The 16,573-nt window shown below is 67.4% G+C and carries 24 protein-coding genes; 2 read left to right on the top strand and 22 right to left on the bottom strand.

The features are described 5' to 3' along the window. Window position 1: 1 nt before the first annotated feature. From rplF to ACIHEI_RS14510, 22 genes are all read right to left on the bottom strand, one after another. Window positions 2-541 (bottom strand): 50S ribosomal protein L6, encoded by a 540-nt coding sequence (rplF, locus tag ACIHEI_RS14615; protein WP_392949489.1) that lies wholly within the window; start codon window positions 539-541, stop codon window positions 2-4. 22 nt (window positions 542-563) lie between these two features. Continuing rightward, on the bottom strand, window positions 564-971 hold the full coding sequence (gene rpsH, locus ACIHEI_RS14610) for a 30S ribosomal protein S8 (RefSeq protein WP_043914570.1): 408 nt from the start codon (window positions 969-971) through the stop codon (window positions 564-566). Between the two features lie 269 nt (window positions 972-1,240). Continuing rightward, window positions 1,241-1,426 carry a type Z 30S ribosomal protein S14 gene (locus ACIHEI_RS14605; protein WP_008747480.1) on the bottom strand — a complete coding sequence of 62 codons (186 nt, stop codon included), beginning with the start codon at window positions 1,424-1,426 and terminating at the stop codon, window positions 1,241-1,243. A gap of 3 nt (window positions 1,427-1,429) precedes the next feature. Further along, window positions 1,430-1,999, bottom strand: a complete 570-nt coding sequence (gene rplE, locus ACIHEI_RS14600) for a 50S ribosomal protein L5 (protein ID WP_392949493.1) — start codon at window positions 1,997-1,999, stop codon at window positions 1,430-1,432. Continuing rightward, window positions 1,999-2,310, bottom strand: coding sequence for a 50S ribosomal protein L24 (gene rplX, locus ACIHEI_RS14595; protein ID WP_035872243.1), 312 nt, complete (start codon window positions 2,308-2,310; stop codon window positions 1,999-2,001). The genes rplE and rplX overlap by 1 nt, the downstream gene beginning before the upstream one ends. A gap of 15 nt (window positions 2,311-2,325) precedes the next feature. Continuing rightward, a complete protein-coding gene (gene rplN, locus ACIHEI_RS14590; protein WP_030300391.1) occupies window positions 2,326-2,697 on the bottom strand; it encodes a 50S ribosomal protein L14 in 372 nt (123 codons plus the stop codon). 102 nt (window positions 2,698-2,799) lie between these two features. After that, complete coding sequence (gene rpsQ / locus ACIHEI_RS14585) at window positions 2,800-3,072, bottom strand: 30S ribosomal protein S17 (protein WP_014136278.1); 273 nt, start codon at window positions 3,070-3,072, stop codon at window positions 2,800-2,802. Next, window positions 3,072-3,296 carry a 50S ribosomal protein L29 gene (gene rpmC, locus ACIHEI_RS14580; protein WP_030457414.1) on the bottom strand — a complete coding sequence of 75 codons (225 nt, stop codon included), beginning with the start codon at window positions 3,294-3,296 and terminating at the stop codon, window positions 3,072-3,074. Before rpmC ends, rpsQ begins: the two co-directional genes overlap by 1 nt. Next, the gene (gene rplP, locus ACIHEI_RS14575; RefSeq protein WP_030457415.1) at window positions 3,296-3,715 is read right to left on the bottom strand and encodes a 50S ribosomal protein L16; all 420 of its coding nucleotides are present in this window, start codon (window positions 3,713-3,715) and stop codon (window positions 3,296-3,298) included. Before rplP ends, rpmC begins: the two co-directional genes overlap by 1 nt. A gap of 5 nt (window positions 3,716-3,720) precedes the next feature. Next, the gene (rpsC, locus tag ACIHEI_RS14570; protein WP_387644456.1) at window positions 3,721-4,554 is read right to left on the bottom strand and encodes a 30S ribosomal protein S3; all 834 of its coding nucleotides are present in this window, start codon (window positions 4,552-4,554) and stop codon (window positions 3,721-3,723) included. After that, complete coding sequence (gene rplV, locus ACIHEI_RS14565; protein ID WP_014136282.1) at window positions 4,554-4,901, bottom strand: 50S ribosomal protein L22; 348 nt, start codon at window positions 4,899-4,901, stop codon at window positions 4,554-4,556. Before rplV ends, rpsC begins: the two co-directional genes overlap by 1 nt. A gap of 59 nt (window positions 4,902-4,960) precedes the next feature. Beyond that, window positions 4,961-5,242 carry a 30S ribosomal protein S19 gene (rpsS, locus tag ACIHEI_RS14560; protein ID WP_043914586.1) on the bottom strand — a complete coding sequence of 94 codons (282 nt, stop codon included), beginning with the start codon at window positions 5,240-5,242 and terminating at the stop codon, window positions 4,961-4,963. A gap of 11 nt (window positions 5,243-5,253) precedes the next feature. Next, window positions 5,254-6,090 carry a 50S ribosomal protein L2 gene (gene rplB / locus ACIHEI_RS14555; protein ID WP_043914588.1) on the bottom strand — a complete coding sequence of 279 codons (837 nt, stop codon included), beginning with the start codon at window positions 6,088-6,090 and terminating at the stop codon, window positions 5,254-5,256. Between the two features lie 44 nt (window positions 6,091-6,134). Beyond that, window positions 6,135-6,452 carry a 50S ribosomal protein L23 gene (gene rplW, locus ACIHEI_RS14550; protein ID WP_100587177.1) on the bottom strand — a complete coding sequence of 106 codons (318 nt, stop codon included), beginning with the start codon at window positions 6,450-6,452 and terminating at the stop codon, window positions 6,135-6,137. Further along, the gene (rplD, locus tag ACIHEI_RS14545; protein WP_387644451.1) at window positions 6,452-7,129 is read right to left on the bottom strand and encodes a 50S ribosomal protein L4; all 678 of its coding nucleotides are present in this window, start codon (window positions 7,127-7,129) and stop codon (window positions 6,452-6,454) included. Before rplD ends, rplW begins: the two co-directional genes overlap by 1 nt. 5 nt (window positions 7,130-7,134) lie before the next feature. Next, the gene (gene rplC / locus ACIHEI_RS14540; protein WP_100587175.1) at window positions 7,135-7,782 is read right to left on the bottom strand and encodes a 50S ribosomal protein L3; all 648 of its coding nucleotides are present in this window, start codon (window positions 7,780-7,782) and stop codon (window positions 7,135-7,137) included. Window positions 7,783-7,796: 14 nt separating this feature from the next. Next, on the bottom strand, window positions 7,797-8,105 hold the full coding sequence (rpsJ, locus tag ACIHEI_RS14535) for a 30S ribosomal protein S10 (RefSeq protein ID WP_012785157.1): 309 nt from the start codon (window positions 8,103-8,105) through the stop codon (window positions 7,797-7,799). 503 nt (window positions 8,106-8,608) lie between these two features. Further along, complete coding sequence (gene tuf, locus ACIHEI_RS14530) at window positions 8,609-9,802, bottom strand: elongation factor Tu (RefSeq protein WP_030457430.1); 1,194 nt, start codon at window positions 9,800-9,802, stop codon at window positions 8,609-8,611. A 199-nt stretch (window positions 9,803-10,001) separates the two neighbouring features. Then, window positions 10,002-12,107, bottom strand: coding sequence for an elongation factor G (gene fusA, locus ACIHEI_RS14525; RefSeq protein ID WP_387644446.1), 2,106 nt, complete (start codon window positions 12,105-12,107; stop codon window positions 10,002-10,004). A 39-nt stretch (window positions 12,108-12,146) separates the two neighbouring features. Continuing rightward, a complete protein-coding gene (gene rpsG, locus ACIHEI_RS14520) occupies window positions 12,147-12,617 on the bottom strand; it encodes a 30S ribosomal protein S7 (protein WP_030457432.1) in 471 nt (156 codons plus the stop codon). A 2-nt stretch (window positions 12,618-12,619) separates the two neighbouring features. After that, window positions 12,620-12,991 carry a 30S ribosomal protein S12 gene (gene rpsL, locus ACIHEI_RS14515; protein WP_014144289.1) on the bottom strand — a complete coding sequence of 124 codons (372 nt, stop codon included), beginning with the start codon at window positions 12,989-12,991 and terminating at the stop codon, window positions 12,620-12,622. A 313-nt stretch (window positions 12,992-13,304) separates the two neighbouring features. Next, entirely contained in the window at window positions 13,305-13,790 is a 486-nt protein-coding gene (locus tag ACIHEI_RS14510; protein ID WP_396606963.1) for a DUF1707 and DUF4190 domain-containing protein, read from the bottom strand. A gap of 288 nt (window positions 13,791-14,078) precedes the next feature. Here ACIHEI_RS14510 and ACIHEI_RS14505 point away from each other — a divergent pair, with 288 nt between their 5' ends. Beyond that, window positions 14,079-14,858 carry an ABC transporter ATP-binding protein gene (locus ACIHEI_RS14505; protein WP_392949503.1) on the top strand — a complete coding sequence of 260 codons (780 nt, stop codon included), beginning with the start codon at window positions 14,079-14,081 and terminating at the stop codon, window positions 14,856-14,858. Further along, window positions 14,855-16,501 carry a transporter gene (locus ACIHEI_RS14500; protein WP_396606850.1) on the top strand — a complete coding sequence of 549 codons (1,647 nt, stop codon included), beginning with the start codon at window positions 14,855-14,857 and terminating at the stop codon, window positions 16,499-16,501. Before ACIHEI_RS14505 ends, ACIHEI_RS14500 begins: the two co-directional genes overlap by 4 nt. Window positions 16,502-16,573: the final 72 nt, after the last annotated feature.

Genomic DNA, 16,573 nt, shown 5'->3' with positions numbered 1-16,573 from the left:
CTTACTTACCACTCTTTCCGACCTTGCGGCGGATGACCTCGCCCGCGTACTTGACGCCCTTGGCCTTGTACGGGTCGGGCTTGCGCAGCTTGCGGATCTTCGCGGCGATCTCGCCGACCTTCTGCTTGTCGGTGCCGTCCACGTGGAACTTGGTGGGCGACTCGACGACGAAGGAGATGCCCTCCGGCGCCTCGACCAGAATCGGGTGGCTGTAGCCCAGCGCGAACTCCATGTTGGAGCCCTTCGCCGTGACTCGGTAACCGACACCGCTGATCTCCAGCGACTTGCGGTAGCCCGCGGTCACGCCGGTGATCATGTTCGCCACCAGCGTGCGCGACAGGCCGTGCAGGGCCTTCGACTGACGCTCGTCGTTCGGGCGGGTGACGACCAGAGTGCCGTCCTCGCCCTTGCCGATCTCGATCGGCGCGGCGACGACGTGGGTGAGCGAGCCCTTGGGGCCCTTCACCGAGACCGTCTGGCCGTCGATGGTGACGTCCACACCAGCGGGAACCTGGATGGGCAGCCGTCCAATGCGCGACATTGCTGTACCTCCGTTTCCCGAATTACCAGACGTAGGCGAGAACTTCTCCGCCTACGCCCTTCTTGGCGGCCTGCTTGTCGGTCAGGAGGCCGGAGGACGTGGAGATGATCGCCACGCCCAGGCCGCCGAGAACCTTCGGCAGGTTGGTGGACTTTGCGTAAACACGCAGACCCGGCTTGCTGATGCGCTTGATGCCGGCGATGGAGCGCTCACGGTTCGGACCGAACTTGAGCTCGATGGTCAGCTTCTTGCCGACCTCGTTCTCGGTGGGGTCCTCAACCTTGTAGGAGGAGATGTAACCCTCCTGCTGCAGGATCTCGGCGACGTGCGCCTTGATCTTGCTCGACGGCATCACGACAGAGTCGTGGTACGCCGAGTTCGCGTTACGCAGACGAGTGAGCATGTCTGCGATCGGGTCGGTCATGGTCATGGTGGCCTCAGGCCTCTCTCGCCGTGGTTTCTCCGCACCAGGTCCCCCTCCGCGCACTCGTGAAAGAGTGCGAAAGGGGCACAAGCGCAGGGGACCTACGTCGTAGTAAGACTGGGTTGCGCGAGCCCTCACTCAGAGAGCCACGGAACGTCCGGGAAAAGACGCCGCGGCAGGGGCCCGACCCCGCAACCTTACGGGATCCCTCGCGGGACTCCAAAAGCCGGGGGGTCGGGCACACTGCTTCGCTGGTCAGAGCAGCTGGTAAGGGATTACCAGGAGCTCTTGGTCACGCCCGGCAGCTCGCCGCGGTGCGCCATCTCACGGAGGCACACACGGCACAGGCCGAACTTGCGGTACACCGAGTGCGGACGGCCGCAGCGCTGGCACCGGGTGTACGCCCGGACGCCGAACTTCGGCTTGCGCTCGGACTTAGCGATCAGGGCCTTCTTCGCCATGGCTCACGCCTCCTTGAACGGGAAGCCCAGAGCGCGCAGCAGCGCCCGGCCCTCATCGTCGGTCTGAGCGGTGGTCACGACGGTGATGTCCATACCGCGCTGACGGTCGACCTTGTCCTGGTCGATCTCGTGGAACATGACCTGCTCGGTCAGACCGAAGGTGTAGTTGCCACGGCCGTCGAACTGCTTCGGCGAGAGGCCGCGGAAGTCACGGATACGCGGCAGAGCCAGCGACACCAGACGGTCCACGAACTCCCACATGCGGTCACCACGGAGGGTGACGTGGGCACCGATCGGCTGGCCCTCGCGCAGCTTGAACTGCGCGATGGACTTGCGGGCCTTGGTGACGGCCGGCTTCTGACCGGTGATCGCGGTCAGGTCCTTGATGGCACCTTCGATCAGCTTGCTGTCACGGGCAGCCTCGCCGACACCCATGTTGACCACGACCTTGACCAGGCCGGGGATCAGCATGACGTTCTCGTACGAGAACTGCTCGTTCAGCTGGCCCTTGACCTCGGAGTTGTACTTCTCCTTGAGGCGGGGGGCCACCTTCTCAACAGTCGTCTCAGACATCAGATGTCCTCACCCGTCCGCTTGGCAACGCGGATCTTGTTGCCCTGGTCGTCGAAGCGGTAGCCGACGCGGGTAACGACCTTCTTGCCGTCCTTCTCCACGACCAGCTGGACGTTGGAGACGTGCACCGGGGCCTCGACGGTCACGATGCCACCCTGGGTACCGGGACCCGGCTTGGTGTGCTTCTTGACCCGGTTGACACCCTCGACCAGGACCTTGTTGTCAGCCGGCATGGCCTGAATGACCTTGCCCTGCTTGCCCTTGTCCTTGCCGGTGATGACCTGGACCAGGTCACCCTTCTTGATCTTCATGCTGTTCGCCATGGGTCAGAGCACCTCCGGCGCCAGCGAGATGATCTTCATGAACTTCTTGTCGCGCAGCTCGCGGCCCACCGGGCCGAAGATGCGGGTACCGCGGGGGTCGCCATCGGTGTTCTTGAGAACGACAGCGGCGTTCTCGTCGAAACGGATGTACGAGCCGTCCGGACGGCGGCGCTCCTTGACGGTGCGAACGACGACGCACTTCACGACGTCGCCCTTCTTCACCGAACCGCCGGGGATCGCGTCCTTGACGGTGGCGACGATGACGTCGCCGATACCGGCGTAGCGGCGACCGGAGCCACCGAGAACGCGGATGCAGAGGATTTCCTTCGCACCCGTGTTGTCGGCGACGCGCAGTCGCGACTCCTGCTGGATCACAGCTTTCTCCTGATCGTCAACAAGTGTTGACGGGCCGGCCGCTGCTCACACCCGCGTCCCTGGGGACCTGGTGCACATACGGCCGTACCGCGAACAACCTTGTTACTTGGCCTTCTCGAGGATCTCGACGACGCGCCAGCGCTTCGTCGCGGACAGCGGCCGGGTCTCCATCAGGAGGACACGGTCGCCGACACCGCACGCGTTCTGCTCGTCGTGCGCCTTCAGCTTGTTGGTACGGCGGATGACCTTGCCGTACAGCGCGTGCTTGACGCGGTCCTCGACGGCGACGACGACGGTCTTGTCCATCTTGTCGCTGACGACGAGACCCTCGCGGGTCTTGCGGAAACCGCGCGTCTCGTTGGTGTTCTCAGTCATCAGGCGTTCTCCACCGTCTCGATGCCCAGCTCGCGCTCGCGCATCAGGGTGTAGATCCGCGCGATGTCCTTACGGACCAGCCGGAGCCGTCCGTGGTTGTCGAGCTGCCCGGTCGCCGCCTGGAAGCGGAGGTTGAACAGCTCCTCCTTGGCCTCACGGAGCTTGGCAACGAGGGCCTCGTTGTCCAGTTCGCGAAGCTCAGCAGCCTTGGTAGCGGCCGACATCAGCTCTCACCGTCCTCGCGCCGAACGATCCGGCACTTCATCGGAAGCTTGTGCGCGGCACGCGTGAGCGCCTCGCGGGCAATCTTCTCGTTCGGGTACGACAGTTCGAACATGACCCGACCCGGGTGCACGTTCGCGATCCACCACTCCGGCGAACCCTTACCGGAACCCATGCGGGTTTCGGCCGGCTTCTTGGTGAGCGGGCGGTCCGGGTAGATGTTGATCCAGACCTTGCCGCCACGACGGATGTGACGGGTGATCGCGATACGAGCGGACTCGATCTGACGGTTCGTCACGTAGGCCGGGGTCACGGCCTGGATGCCGAACTGGCCGAACGCCAGCTCGGTGCCACCCTTGGCAGCGCCGCGGCGCTTCGGGTGGTGCTGCTTGCGGTGCTTGACCCGACGGGGGATCAGCATGGGGGTCAGGCCTCCGTTCCGGTGTTCTCAGCAGCCGGAGCCTCGGCGGCGGCAGCCGGGGCCTGAGCCTCGGCAGCAGCAGCGGCGGGACGACGGCCACGGCCACCGCGCTCGCCACCGCGGCGCTCGCCACCGCGAGCGGGACGACCGCCCTCGGGACGGGCCGGACGGTTGCCGGAGCGGGCAGCGGCGTTCTCAGCGCGGACCTCGGCGATGTTCTTGACGTCGCCCTTGTAGATCCAGACCTTCACGCCGATGCGGCCGAAGGTGGTCTTGGCCTCGAAGAAGCCGTAGTCGACGTTCGCGCGCAGGGTGTGCAGCGGCACACGGCCTTCGCGGTAGAACTCCGAACGGCTCATCTCGGCGCCGCCGAGACGACCGGAGCACTGGACCTTGATGCCCTTGGCGCCGGCCTTCATGGTCGACTGCATGCTCTTACGCATGGCGCGACGGAAGGAGACACGGGAGGACAGCTGCTCCGCGACGCCCTGAGCCACGAGCTGGGCGTCCAGCTCGGGGTTCTTGACCTCGAGGATGTTCAGCTGGACCTGCTTGCCGGTCAGCTTCTCCAGGTTGCCCCGGATCTTGTCGGCCTCCGCGCCGCGGCGGCCGATCACGATGCCCGGACGGGCGGTGTGGATGTCCACGCGGACGCGGTCACGGGTGCGCTCGATCTCAACCTTCGAGATGCCGGCGCGCTCCATGCCCTTCGTCATGAGACGACGGATCGCGACGTCTTCCTTGACGTAGTCCTTGTACAGCTTGTCGGCGTACCAGCGGGACTTGAAGTCCGTGCTGATGCCGAGGCGGAACCCGTGCGGGTTAACCTTCTGGCCCATTACCGGGTCCCTTCCTTGCTGCTGACGACCACGGTGATGTGGCTGGTCCGCTTGCGGATCCGGTAGGCACGGCCCTGGGCACGCGGACGGAACCGCTTCAGGGTCGGACCCTCGTCAACGTACGCCTCGGAGATGTAGAGGTCGTCCACGTTGGAGTGGTTGTAGTTGTGCGCGGCGTTGGCAATGGCGCTGTTGAGCACCTTGCCGACCGGCACGGTGGCAGCCTGCGGAGCGAAACGCAGGACCGCCTGGGCCTCCGTGGCCGGCAGGCCACGGATGAGGTCCACCACGCGGCGGGCCTTCATGGGCGTGACGCGGATGTACCGCGCCTGGGCCCTGGCTTCCATGGTTGTCCCCTTAATGGAGTAAGTCACTTTGTCGTTCTGGCGCTACAGCTCGGAAGCGATTAGCGACGCTTCGACTTGCGGTCTTCCTTCACGTGCCCCTTGAAGGTGCGCGTGGGAGCGAACTCGCCGAGCTTGTGGCCGACCATCGACTCGGTGACGAACACCGGGACGTGCTTGCGGCCATCGTGAACCGCGATCGTGTGGCCGAGCATGGCCGGGGAGATCACGGAACGACGGGACCAGGTCTTGATGACGTTCTGCGTGCCCGCCTCGTTCTGCACGTCCACCTTCTTCTGAAGGTGGCCGTCGATGAAGGGGCCCTTCTTGAGACTGCGCGGCATCTGACCTGCTCCTAGCGCTTCTTGTTGGTCTTGCGGCGGCGCACGATGAGCTTGTCCGACGCCTTGTTCGGGCGACGGGTGCGGCCCTCGGGCTTGCCCCACGGCGAGACCGGGTGGCGACCACCGGAGGTCTTACCCTCACCACCACCGTGCGGGTGGTCGATCGGGTTCATGGCCACACCACGCACGGTCGGGCGGACGCCCTTCCAGCGCATACGGCCGGCCTTGCCCCAGTTGATGTTCGACTGCTCGGCGTTGCCGACCTCGCCGACGGTCGCGCGGCAGCGCGCGTCCACCAGGCGGATCTCACCGGAGGGCATGCGCAGGTGCGCCATGCGACCCTCACGGGCGAGCAGCTGAATGCCGGAACCCGCGGAACGGGCCAGCTTGGCGCCACCGCCGGGACGGAGCTCCACCGCGTGAATGGTGGTACCGACCGGGATGTTGCGGAGCGGCAGGTTGTTGCCCGGCTTGATGTCGGCGCCAGCGCCGTTCTCGATCCGGTCACCCTGCGCAACGCCACGGGGGGCGATGATGTAGCGCTTCTCGCCGTCCGCGTAGTGCAGGAGCGCGATGCGCGCGGTGCGGTTGGGGTCGTACTCGATGTGAGCGACCTTGGCCGGCACGCCGTCCTTGTCGTGACGACGGAAGTCGATCAGACGGTAGGCGCGCTTGTGGCCGCCACCCTGGTGGCGAGCAGTGACACGACCGGCGTTGTTACGGCCGCCCTTGCTGTGCAGCGGGCGAACCAGCGACTTCTCCGGCGTGGACCGCGTGATTTCGACGAAGTCGGCCACGCTCGAGCCACGACGGCCCGGCGTAGTCGGCTTGTACTTGCGGATACCCATTTCTGTCCTCGTCCTTTACGACGATCGCAGTCCCTGACGTGGCGTCAGGAGACCGGACCACCGAAGATGTCGATGCGGTTGCCCTCGGCCAGCGTCACGATCGCGCGCTTGGTGTCCTTGCGCTTGCCGAAGCCCGTCTTGGAGCGCTTGCGCTTGCCCTGGCGGTTCAGCGTGTTCACGGCCTCGACCTTGACCGAGAAGACCGACTCGACGGCCTGCTTGATCTGGGTCTTGTTGGCACCCGGCGCCACGACGAACGTGTACTTGTTCTCGTCGAGGAGCGAGTAGCTCTTCTCCGAGATGACCGGCTTGATCAGGACGTCACGGGGGTCCGTGAACGTCTTGGAGGTGATCTCGCTCATCAGGCGGCAGTCCCTTCGAGCTCGCCCTCAGCAGCAACGGCCTTGGCGGACGCGGCCGGACCGGCCACGAAACGCTCGAAGGCGGCCTGGGTGAAGACCACATCGTCGGAGACGAGCACGTCGTAGGTGTTCAGCTGGCCGGCGTCCAGGATGTGCACGTTCGCCAGGTTGCGAGCGGACAGGATGCCCAGCTCGTCCTCGCGCTCGACCACCAGGAGGAGGTTCTTGCGCTCGGAGATCTTGCCGAACAGGGCCTTGGCGGCCTTGGTCGACGGCGCCTCGGTCGCGGTCACGCCGGTCACGACGTGGATGCGCTCGTGACGGGCCCGGTCGGTGAGCGCGCTGCGCAGGGCGGCGGCGATCATCTTCTTCGGGGTCCGCTGCGAGTAGTCACGCGGCACGGGACCGTGCACGACGCCACCACCGGCGAACTGCGGCGCGCGGGTCGAACCCTGGCGGGCGCGACCGGTGCCCTTCTGGCGGTACGGCTTCTTGCCGCCACCACGGACCTCGCCACGACGCTTGACCTTGTGAGTGCCCTGACGGGCCGCAGCGAGCTGCGCGACGACGACCTGGTGCATCAGCGGAACGCTGACCTTGGCGTCGAAGATCTCGGCGGGCAGCTCGACGCTGCCGGCCTTGTCGCCGGCCGGCGACAGAATGTCAATGGTGCTCATATCCTTCACAGCCCCTTCGCCGCGGTGCGGACGAGGACGAGGCCGCCGTTCGGACCCGGGATCGCGCCCTTGATGAGCAGCAGACCCTTCTCCGCGTCGACCGCGTGCACGGTCAGGTTCTGGGTGGTCACGCGCTCGTGACCCATCCGACCCGCCATGCGCATGCCCTTGAACACACGACCCGGGGTGGCGCAGCCACCGATGGAGCCGGGCGAACGGTGCTTGCGCTGGGTGCCGTGACCGGCGCCGAGGCCCTTGAAGTTGTGACGCTTCATGACACCGGCGAAGCCCTTGCCCTTGGAGGTGCCGGTCACGTCGACCTTGACACCCGCCTCGAACAGCTCAGCGGTGATCTCCTGGCCCAGGGTGTACTCGGAAGCGTCCGAGGTACGCAGCTCGACCAGGTGGCGGCGGGGGGTGACACCGGCCTTGGCGAAGTGGCCCTGGAGGGGCTTGTTCACCTTGCGGGGGTCGATCTCGCCGAAGCCGATCTGGACGGCGTCGTAGCCGGCCGGGCTGTCGGCGGTGTGGACCTGGGTCACGACATTGGGCCCAGCCTTGACGACGGTCACCGGGACAACCCGGTTGTTCTCGTCCCAGACCTGGGTCATGCCGAGCTTCTCGCCCAGGATGCCCTTCATCTGCTTAGCCATCTTCGGTGCGCCTCTCAGAGCTTGATCTCGATGTCGACGCCCGCCGGCAGGTCGAGACGCATCAGCGAGTCAACCGTCTTCGGCGTGGGGTCGAGGATGTCGATCAGACGCTTGTGAGTGCGCATCTCGAAGTGCTCGCGCGAGTCCTTGTACTTGTGCGGCGAGCGGATGACGCAGTAAACGTTCTTCTCAGTGGGCAGCGGCACCGGGCCCGCGACCTGCGCACCAGTGCGGATCACCGTCTCGACGATCTTCTTCGCCGAGGAGTCGATGACCTCGTGGTCGTAGGCCTTGAGCCGGATGCGGATCTTCTGTCCCGCCATGGCTACTCCGTAGTCCTTTGTGTCGTACGTTGCCTCGCGACCCACCTCCGACCCCCGCGCTCGGGCGTGTCGCACTCGCGCCTGCAAAAAACCGGCGAACAGATTCGTCGGCTTCAAACTGCTGGAGAGAGGTGAGCCGGGCTGATACCCCGCATACGCTTCCCGGAAGATTCCCGTACTTTCGCCCCGCAGCTGCCGCGGTGTCGCTTACACACCACTGCACCCATACACAGCACGTGGGCACATGAACGGCCATTCACGGGAACGACGAGTACATGGGACTCGCTTCCAGTCCTCCCGACGGGAGGCGCGCAGCATCGGTACTCAACCGAGCAACTCAGTCATCCTGCCACAGATTGCGGCCGATACGCCAATCGGTATCGCCCGCAGCAGTGCACGTCACACCGGGTGCGCCGGCCGGCCCCCGGACATGCCGAGGGCCCGGCCCCCTCCCTCGCGGGAGCGGACCGGGCCCTGCAGTTGACCAGAGGTCAGATCGGCAATTACTTGACGATCTTGGTGACCTGGCCGGCGCCGACGGTGCGGCCACCCTCACGGATGGCGAACTTCAGGCCCTCCTCCATGGCGACGGGCTGGATCAGCGCGACGGTCATGGCGGTGTTGTCGCCCGGCATGACCATCTCGGTGCCCTCGGGGAGGGTCACGACGCCGGTCACGTCCGTGGTACGGAAGTAGAACTGCGGGCGGTAGTTGTTGAAGAACGGGGTGTGACGGCCACCCTCGTCCTTCGACAGGATGTAGGCCTGGGCCTCGAAGTCGGTGTGCGGGGTAACCGAACCCGGCTTGATGATGACCTGGCCGCGCTCGACATCCTCGCGCTTGATGCCACGGAGCAGCAGACCGACGTTCTCACCGGCCTGGCCCTCGTCGAGCAGCTTGCGGAACATCTCGATACCGGTGACCGTGGTGGTGGTCTTGGTGGTCTTGATGCCGATGATGTCGACGGTCTCGTTGACCTTGAGGATGCCACGCTCGATACGACCGGTGACGACGGTGCCACGACCGGTGATCGTGAAGACGTCCTCGATCGGCATCAGGAACGGCTGGTCGGTGAGGCGAGCCGGGGTCGGGATGGCCTCGTCGACCGCGTGCATCAGGCCGAGGAGCTTCTCGCCCCACTCCTTGTCGCCCTCCAGCGCCTTCAGCGCGGAGACGCGGACGACCGGCAGGTCGTCGCCCGGGAACTCGTACTCGGAGAGGAGCTCACGGACCTCGAGCTCGACGAGCTCCAGGATCTCCTCGTCGTCCACCATGTCGGCCTTGTTCAGGGCGACAACGATGTAGGGGACGCCGACCTGGCGGGCCAGGAGGACGTGCTCCTTGGTCTGCGGCATCGGGCCGTCGGTGGCGGCGACGACGAGGATCGCACCGTCCATCTGGGCCGCACCGGTGATCATGTTCTTGATGTAGTCCGCGTGACCCGGGCAGTCGACGTGGGCGTAGTGACGCGCCTCGGTCTGGTACTCGACGTGCGCGATCGAGATGGTGATACCGCGCTGACGCTCCTCCGGCGCCTTGTCGATCTGGTCGAACGGCGTGAAGGGGTTGATGTCCGGGTACGCGTCGTGCAGCACCTTGGTGATGGCCGCGGTCAGCGTGGTCTTACCGTGGTCGATGTGACCGATGGTGCCGATGTTGACGTGGGGCTTCGTCCGCTCGAACTTCGCCTTCGCCACTGCAGTCCTCCTGAGGACAGTTCTGTACGCCGTACGACGTCAGTTGGTCTGGATCGGGTTTGGAACGGGGCGCTGGTCGCGCCCCATGCCGTCCCGCGGGTGGGGGTGCCGGAGGGCTCCCGGGCGGAACCCGGACGGGTGACGTCCGGGTGCCCTCCTTCTAGCCTAAAGGGTCTGATTCATCCCGATTACCGGGACGTCACTCGCCCTTGGCCTTGGCGATGATGTCGTCCGCCACGTTCCGCGGAACCTCGGCGTACGAGTCGAACTGCATCGAGTAGCTTGCGCGACCAGAGGTCTTGCTGCGCAGGTCACCGACGTAGCCGAACATCTCGGAGAGCGGCACCAGCGCCTTGACGACGCGGGCACCGTGACGCTCCTCCATGGCCCGGATCTGGCCACGGCGGGAGTTGATGTCGCCGATCACGTCGCCCATGTAGTCCTCGGGGGTGGTGACCTCGACGGCCATCATCGGCTCGAGCAGAGCCGGCGACGCCTTGCGGGCACCTTCCTTGAACGCCATGGAACCGGCGATCTTGAACGCGAGCTCGGACGAGTCGACGTCGTGCGCCGCACCGTCGAGCAGGGTCACGCGAACGCCCTGGAGCGGGTAACCGGCGAGAACGCCGAACTCCATGGCCTCCTGGCAACCGGCGTCGACCGACGGGATGTACTCGCGCGGGACGCGGCCACCGGTGACCTTGTTGAGGAACTCGTAGCCCTCGCCGGACTCGAGCGGCTCGATCGCGATCTGGATCTTCGCGAACTGGCCGGAGCCACCGGTCTGCTTCTTGTGCGTGTAGTCGATACGCTCGACGGCCTTGCGGATCGTCTCGCGGTACGCGACCTGCGGCTTGCCGACGTTGGCCTCGACCTTGAACTCACGGCGCATACGGTCGACCAGCACCTCGAGGTGCAGCTCGCCCATACCCGCGATGATGGTCTGGCCGGTCTCTTCGTCGGTGTTGACCTGGAAGGACGGGTCCTCCTCGGCCAGGCGCTGGATGGCGACACCCAGCTTCTCCTGGTCGCCCTTGGACTTGGGCTCGATCGCGACGCGGATGACCGGGGCCGGGAAGTCCATGGACTCCAGGATGACCGGCTGCTTCTCGTCGGACAGCGTCTCACCGGTGGTGGTCTGCTTCAGGCCCATGACGGCGATGATGTCGCCGGCGCCCACCGAGTCGATCTCCTCACGCTTGTTCGCGTGCATGCGGTAGATCTTGCCGATGCGCTCCTTCTTGCCCTTGACGGAGTTCAGCACCGAGGTGCCGGACTCCAGGCGGCCGGAGTACACGCGGACGAAGGTGAGCTTGCCCAGGTGCGGGTCAGACATGATCTTGAACGCGAGGGCGGCGAGCGGCTCGTCGTCAGAAGCCTGACGGACGATCTTCTCCTCGTCGTTGCCCGGCTTCGTACCCTCGATGCCCTCGATGTCGAGCGGCGACGGCAGGTACTTCACGACCGCGTCGAGCAGGGGCTGAACGCCCTTGTTCTTGAACGCGGAGCCGCAGAAGATCGGGGTGAAGGACGACTCCAGGGTGCCCTTGCGGATCGCGGCGACCAGCAGCTCCTCGGGGATGTCCTCGCCCTCGAGGGCGAGCTCCATCACCTCGTCGCTGATGTTCGACACGGTGTCGATCAGGGCCTCGCGGTACTCCGCCGCCTGCTCGGCCAGGTCGGCCGGGATCTCGACGGTGTCGTACATCTCGCCCTTGGGGGCGTCGGCCGAGTAGACCAGGGCCTTCATCTTCACCAGGTCGACGACGCCGGTGAAGTCGGCCTCGGCACCGATCGGCAGCTGCATGACCAGCGGGGTGGCGCCGAGGCGGTCCACGATGGTCTGCACGCAGAAGAAGAAGTTGGCGCCCGTGCGGTCCAGCTTGTTGATGAAGCAGATGCGCGGGACGCCGTAGCGGTCAGCCTGCCGCCACACGGTCTCGGACTGGGGCTCGACACCGGCGACGCCGTCGAACACGGTCACGCCACCGTCGAGGACGCGCAGCGAGCGCTCCACCTCGACGGTGAAGTCGACGTGGCCCGGGGTGTCGATGATGTTGATCGTGTTCTCAACACCGTCGAGGGTCCAGTGGCAGGTCGTCGCGGCGGACGTGATGGTGATGCCGCGCTCCTGCTCCTGCTCCATCCAGTCCATGGTGGCAGCGCCATCGTGGACCTCACCGATCTTGTACGACACACCGGTGTAGAACAGGATCCGCTCGGTGGTGGTGGTCTTGCCCGCGTCGATGTGCGCCATGATCCCGATGTTGCGGACCTTGGCGAGGTCAAGGGAGGTTGCAGCCATGGTGGCTCGTTCTCTCTCTGTCTAGTGACGGGGTTCGGACTACCAGCGGTAGTGCGCGAAGGCCTTGTTGGACTCGGCCATCTTGTGGGTGTCCTCGCGACGCTTCACGGAAGCGCCCAGACCGTTGCTGGCGTCGAGGATCTCGTTGAGCAGACGCTCGGTCATGGTCTTCTCGCGACGGGCGCGGGAGTAACCGACCAGCCAGCGCAGCGCCAGGGTGTTGGCGCGGCCCGGACGGACCTCGACCGGCACCTGGTAGGTGGCGCCACCGACGCGGCGGGACTTGACCTCGAGGGTCGGCTTGACGTTCTCCAGCGCGCGCTTCAGCGCGACAACCGGGTCGGCGCCGGTCTTCTCACGGACACCCTCGAGGGCGCCGTAGACGATCCGCTCGGCGGTGGAGCGCTTGCCGTGCAGCAGGATCTTGTTGACCAGCGAGGTCACCAGCGGGGAGCCGTAGACCGGGTCGATGATGACCGGGCGCTTCGGGGCGGGGCCCTTACGAGGCATTCTTACTTCTCCTTCTTGGCGCCGTAGCGGCTGCGAGCCTGCTTGCGGTTCTTGACACCCTGGGTGTCGAGCGAACCGCGGATGATCTTGTAGCGGACACCAGGAAGGTCCTTCACACGGCCACCGCGGACCAGCACGATGGAGTGCTCCTGCAGGTTGTGGCCCTCGCCCGGAATGTAAGCGGTGACCTCGATCCCGCTGGTGAGGCGCACACGGGCGACCTTGCGGAGAGCCGAGTTCGGCTTCTTCGGGGTGGTCGTGTACACACGCGTGCAGACGCCGCGACGCTGGGGCGAACCCTTCAGTGCGGGCGTCTTGTTCTTCTCGACCTTGTCCTGCCGGCCCTTTCGGACCAGCTGCTGGATCGTAGGCACCGTTTCTCCGTTTTCTGTGTGCCAAGGCTTGGTGGAACTAACCTGCGGTGTGGCCCACACCCTCCGACCCACGCGGTCGGGCGTGTTGGGCCTTCTTCGGGGGAAGAATCACGGAATCCCGAGCTGAGCTGCGTCATCGGCACAGGCCGAGCGGGTGGAGTCTCCGCTACGGCGGCCGGTCTGCTGGCACGCACAAGGACCCGGGCACACCCCAGGCACAAGGTCAGAGCGTACCTAGCGCACAGGCGGCGGTCAAAACAAATGGGGCGCGCCGGGCCGGGCACCGCCCGGACCAGGCACGGCGGCCCCGCGCTCAGTGCGGCCCGCTGCTCGCCATCATGACCACCAGCAGGAAGAACAGCGCCCAGCCGGCGATCGAGAGCCAGCCGAACACCAGCCCCAGGATCGCCAGGCCGTCGCCGTCCTCCTTGGTGCGGCGGATCTGCGAGCGGGCGATGTGGCCGGTGATCACGGCGGGCAGGCCGGTGATGCCACCGGTGAACAGCGTCAGGCTGCCGAGGATCGCCGAGGCCGTCGCCAGGCCGTTGCGCGGCGGGACGGGCGGCGGGAGCAGCGGTGGGGGCAGCGGCATGAAGGTCGCCGGGACGGGGGCGCCGAACGGGGCGACCATCGGCCCGGACGGCAGGTCGGCGACCAGCACGGACAACTGGCCGTAGGTGGCGGCCTGGTGGGCGGAGGTCAGGCGGTGCTCGTACTCGTCGGCGGTGATCCGGCCCTCGGCGTAGGCGGCCTTCAGCACGTCCACGGTGCGCTCGCGGTCGGCGTGCGCGGCGCGCATCGCGGACTGCGGCGTCGGCGCCGGGTGCCAGGGCTGCTGCCCGTACGGCGCCGGCGTTCCCCACTGACCGGTCATCGCGGCCACCTCCCGTTCCCCGCGCTGCGCGCGCGCTTCTCAGGATGCAGGACGAACGGCGGGTCCGGGTAGTTGCCGAGGTGCGGCGGGTGACCGGCGAACTGTCGCTCCCGTAAGGGGCAATACCGCCACATGGGGGATGGAAAGGTAAAGAAATGATCATAGGGTCGAGCGGACCGGCCAGGGACCGACCCGACAAGGAGACCACCCGCCATGGAGGCGACCATCACGCCGCCCGCTGTCTCGATCCGCGACCTGTGGAAGCGCTTCGGTGCGCAGACCGCCGTCGCCGGACTCAACCTCGACCTTCCGGCCGGCTCGTTCATCGGACTGGTCGGCCCCAACGGCGCCGGCAAGACCACCACGCTGTCGATGGTCACCGGCCTGCTCCGGCCCGACCAGGGCACCGTGCTGATATACGGCGCCGACGTCTGGCAGGACCCGGTCGCGGTCAAGTCCCGGATCGGCATCCTGCCCGAGGGCCTGCGGATGTTCGAGCGCCTGAGCGGACGCGAACTGCTCCAGTACAACGGGCGGTTGCGCGGCCTGCCCGGCCCGGAGACCGACCGGCGCGCCGAGGAACTGCTGGCCGTGCTCGACCTGACCGGCTCCGCCGACAAGCTGGTCGCCGACTACTCCACCGGCATGCGCAAGAAGATCGGCCTGGCCGCGGCGCTGCTGCACAACCCCGACGTGCTGTTCCTGGACGAGCCGTTCGAGGGCGTCGACCCGGTGTCCGCGCAGACCATCCGCGGCGTGCTCACCCGGTACGCCGCCTCCGGCTCCACGGTGGTGTTCTCCAGCCACGTCATGGAACTCGTCGAGTCGCTGTGCGACTGGGTCGCCGTGGTCAACGCCGGGCGGGTGGTCGCCGCCGGGCCGCTCGACCAGGTGCGTGGCGAGACCTCGCTGCAGCAGGCGTTCCTCGGACTGATCGGCGTCCGCGAGGACGACGGGCACGCGCTCGGCTGGCTCGGCGGGGGCCACCGGTGAGCACCACCTCCCCCACCACCTCCCCCACCGTCTCCCCCACCGCCGACGACCGGGCCGTCGTCCGCACGCTGGTCTCGCTCAAGGTCCGGCTGCTGCGCAACGGGCTGCGGCGCAGCCCCGGCCGGGCCGCCGGCTACCTGGCCGGCACCTGCCTCGGGCTGCTGTTCGGCGTGTCCACGGCCGCCGGAATGGTGGTGCTGCGCGGGCACGCGGGCGCCGCCGACGTCGCCGTGATGCTCACCGCCGGACTGGCCGTCAGCTGGGCCGCCATGCCGCTGTTCTTCTTCGCCGGCGACGAGAGCGCCGACCCGACCCGGCTCACCATGCTGCCGCTGCGCCCGCGCGCCCTGCTGCGCGGCACCCTGATCGGCAGCCTGGTCGGACCCGGCCCGCTGGTCGGCCTGCTGCTGCTGATCGGCGCCGCCGTCACCGCCGGGCAGGGCGCCGCGTCCGCCGCCGTCGCGGTGCTCGCGGTGCCGCTCACCCTGCTGGTGGTGATCGCGCTGAGCCGCTCGGTGGCCGCCGCCAATGCCCGGCTGCTGTCCAGCCGGCGCGGCAAGGACTTCGCGATCTTCGGCGGCCTGCTGTTCGCGGTGCTGATCCAGCTCGGCAACCTGGGCATGCAGAGCTCCTTCCGGAGCCCCGACCAGGGCCTCGATCTGTCGGTGCTGCACCCGTACGCCTCGGTGCTGCGCTGGATCCCGCCGGTCTCCGCGATCGACGCGGTGCGCTCGGCCGGCGAGGGCTCCTACCTGGTCGCGGCGCTGCAACTCGCGCTCGCCGCCGGCCTGCTGACGGTGCTGCTGCGCTGGTGGCTGCGCAGCCTGCAGGCCCTGATGGTCTCCGGCGACGCCTCCACCCTGGTGGCGACCTCCTCGGTGCACTCCGGTTCGGGCTCCCGCGCCTGGCGGCTGCTGCCCGCCGGCCGGGCCGGCACCGTCGCCCAGCGGCACCTGCGGTACACCTGGCGCGAGCCCCGCGCCAAGGCGGCGATCTTCACCGGCATCGGCATGACCTGCGTGATCGCGGCGATGTCGGTGGTCCAGGGCTGGGGCTCGGTGTACGTGATCGCGATCGGCGGGCTGATGCTCGGCCTGCAGTCCGCCAACCTGTTCGGCATGGACGGCTCCGGGTTCTGGATGGTCGCCTCCACCCTGATCACCCGTCGGGACGCCCGCGACGAACTGCGCGGCCGGGTGTACGCCATCCTCGCCCAGGGCGTCCTCGTGCTGCTGCTGGTCGGCCCGGTGCTGGCTGCCGTCACCGGCAAGTGGGCGGAACTCGCGCCCGCGCTCGGCGTGTCCTTCGCCGCCCTCGGCACCAGCGTCGGCCTGGGCGCCGTGATCAGCGTGTACGCCCCGTACGCGGTGCCCGCCGACGGCAACCCGATGCGCAGCGCCGCGCCCGGGCAGAACGGCGTGGTGATGCTCAACGCCTTCGGTTCGATGATCGGCGTCTCGCTGGGCTGCGCGCCGATCGGCATCGCCCTCGGCATCCTGCTGATCTCGCACCAGTCGCCCTGGCCGATCCTGCCGGTCGGCGTGCTGTACGGGGCCGGGATGGCCCTGCTTGGCATCCGGGTGGCGTCCGGCGGGCTGATCAAGCGGCTGCCGGAGGTCCTCGCCCGGGTGATCGAGCGCTGACCGTCCCCTTCCGGCCCCGGGCCCGCCGCTATCATGCGTGCGCGCCCGGGGCCGACCCGTGCGCACGGGGAG

The organism is Kitasatospora sp. NPDC051984, from assembly GCF_044593455.1.
GTDB lineage: Bacteria > Actinomycetota > Actinomycetes > Streptomycetales > Streptomycetaceae > Kitasatospora.
This window is presented reverse-complemented; position numbering and strand designations above follow the sequence as displayed.

Coding starts and splice junctions, on each gene's coding strand:
- rpsJ (WP_012785157.1), bottom strand. CDS start 8,105: ATGGCGGGACAGAAGATCCGCATCCGGCTCAAGGCCTACGACCACGAG.
- rpsG (WP_030457432.1), bottom strand. CDS start 12,617: ATGCCTCGTAAGGGCCCCGCCCCGAAGCGCCCGGTCATCATCGACCCG.
- rpsS (WP_043914586.1), bottom strand. CDS start 5,242: ATGCCGCGCAGTCTCAAGAAGGGCCCCTTCATCGACGGCCACCTTCAG.
- rpsQ (WP_014136278.1), bottom strand. CDS start 3,072: ATGACTGAGAACACCAACGAGACGCGCGGTTTCCGCAAGACCCGCGAG.
- ACIHEI_RS14605 (WP_008747480.1), bottom strand. CDS start 1,426: ATGGCGAAGAAGGCCCTGATCGCTAAGTCCGAGCGCAAGCCGAAGTTC.
- rpmC (WP_030457414.1), bottom strand. CDS start 3,296: ATGTCGGCCGCTACCAAGGCTGCTGAGCTTCGCGAACTGGACAACGAG.
- rplX (WP_035872243.1), bottom strand. CDS start 2,310: ATGAAGATCAAGAAGGGTGACCTGGTCCAGGTCATCACCGGCAAGGAC.
- rplE (WP_392949493.1), bottom strand. CDS start 1,999: ATGTCTGAGACGACTGTTGAGAAGGTGGCCCCCCGCCTCAAGGAGAAG.
- rplD (WP_387644451.1), bottom strand. CDS start 7,129: ATGAGCACCATTGACATTCTGTCGCCGGCCGGCGACAAGGCCGGCAGC.
- rplF (WP_392949489.1), bottom strand. CDS start 541: ATGTCGCGCATTGGACGGCTGCCCATCCAGGTTCCCGCTGGTGTGGAC.
- rplW (WP_100587177.1), bottom strand. CDS start 6,452: ATGAGCGAGATCACCTCCAAGACGTTCACGGACCCCCGTGACGTCCTG.
- fusA (WP_387644446.1), bottom strand. CDS start 12,107: ATGGCTGCAACCTCCCTTGACCTCGCCAAGGTCCGCAACATCGGGATC.
- ACIHEI_RS14510 (WP_396606963.1), bottom strand. CDS start 13,790: ATGCGCGCCGCGCACGCCGACCGCGAGCGCACCGTGGACGTGCTGAAG.
- ACIHEI_RS14505 (WP_392949503.1), top strand. CDS start 14,079: ATGGAGGCGACCATCACGCCGCCCGCTGTCTCGATCCGCGACCTGTGG.
- rpsC (WP_387644456.1), bottom strand. CDS start 4,554: ATGGGCCAGAAGGTTAACCCGCACGGGTTCCGCCTCGGCATCAGCACG.
- rplC (WP_100587175.1), bottom strand. CDS start 7,782: ATGGCTAAGCAGATGAAGGGCATCCTGGGCGAGAAGCTCGGCATGACC.
- rplV (WP_014136282.1), bottom strand. CDS start 4,901: ATGGAAGCCAGGGCCCAGGCGCGGTACATCCGCGTCACGCCCATGAAG.
- rpsH (WP_043914570.1), bottom strand. CDS start 971: ATGACCATGACCGACCCGATCGCAGACATGCTCACTCGTCTGCGTAAC.
- rplB (WP_043914588.1), bottom strand. CDS start 6,090: ATGGGTATCCGCAAGTACAAGCCGACTACGCCGGGCCGTCGTGGCTCG.
- rplP (WP_030457415.1), bottom strand. CDS start 3,715: ATGCTGATCCCCCGTCGGGTCAAGCACCGCAAGCAGCACCACCCGAAG.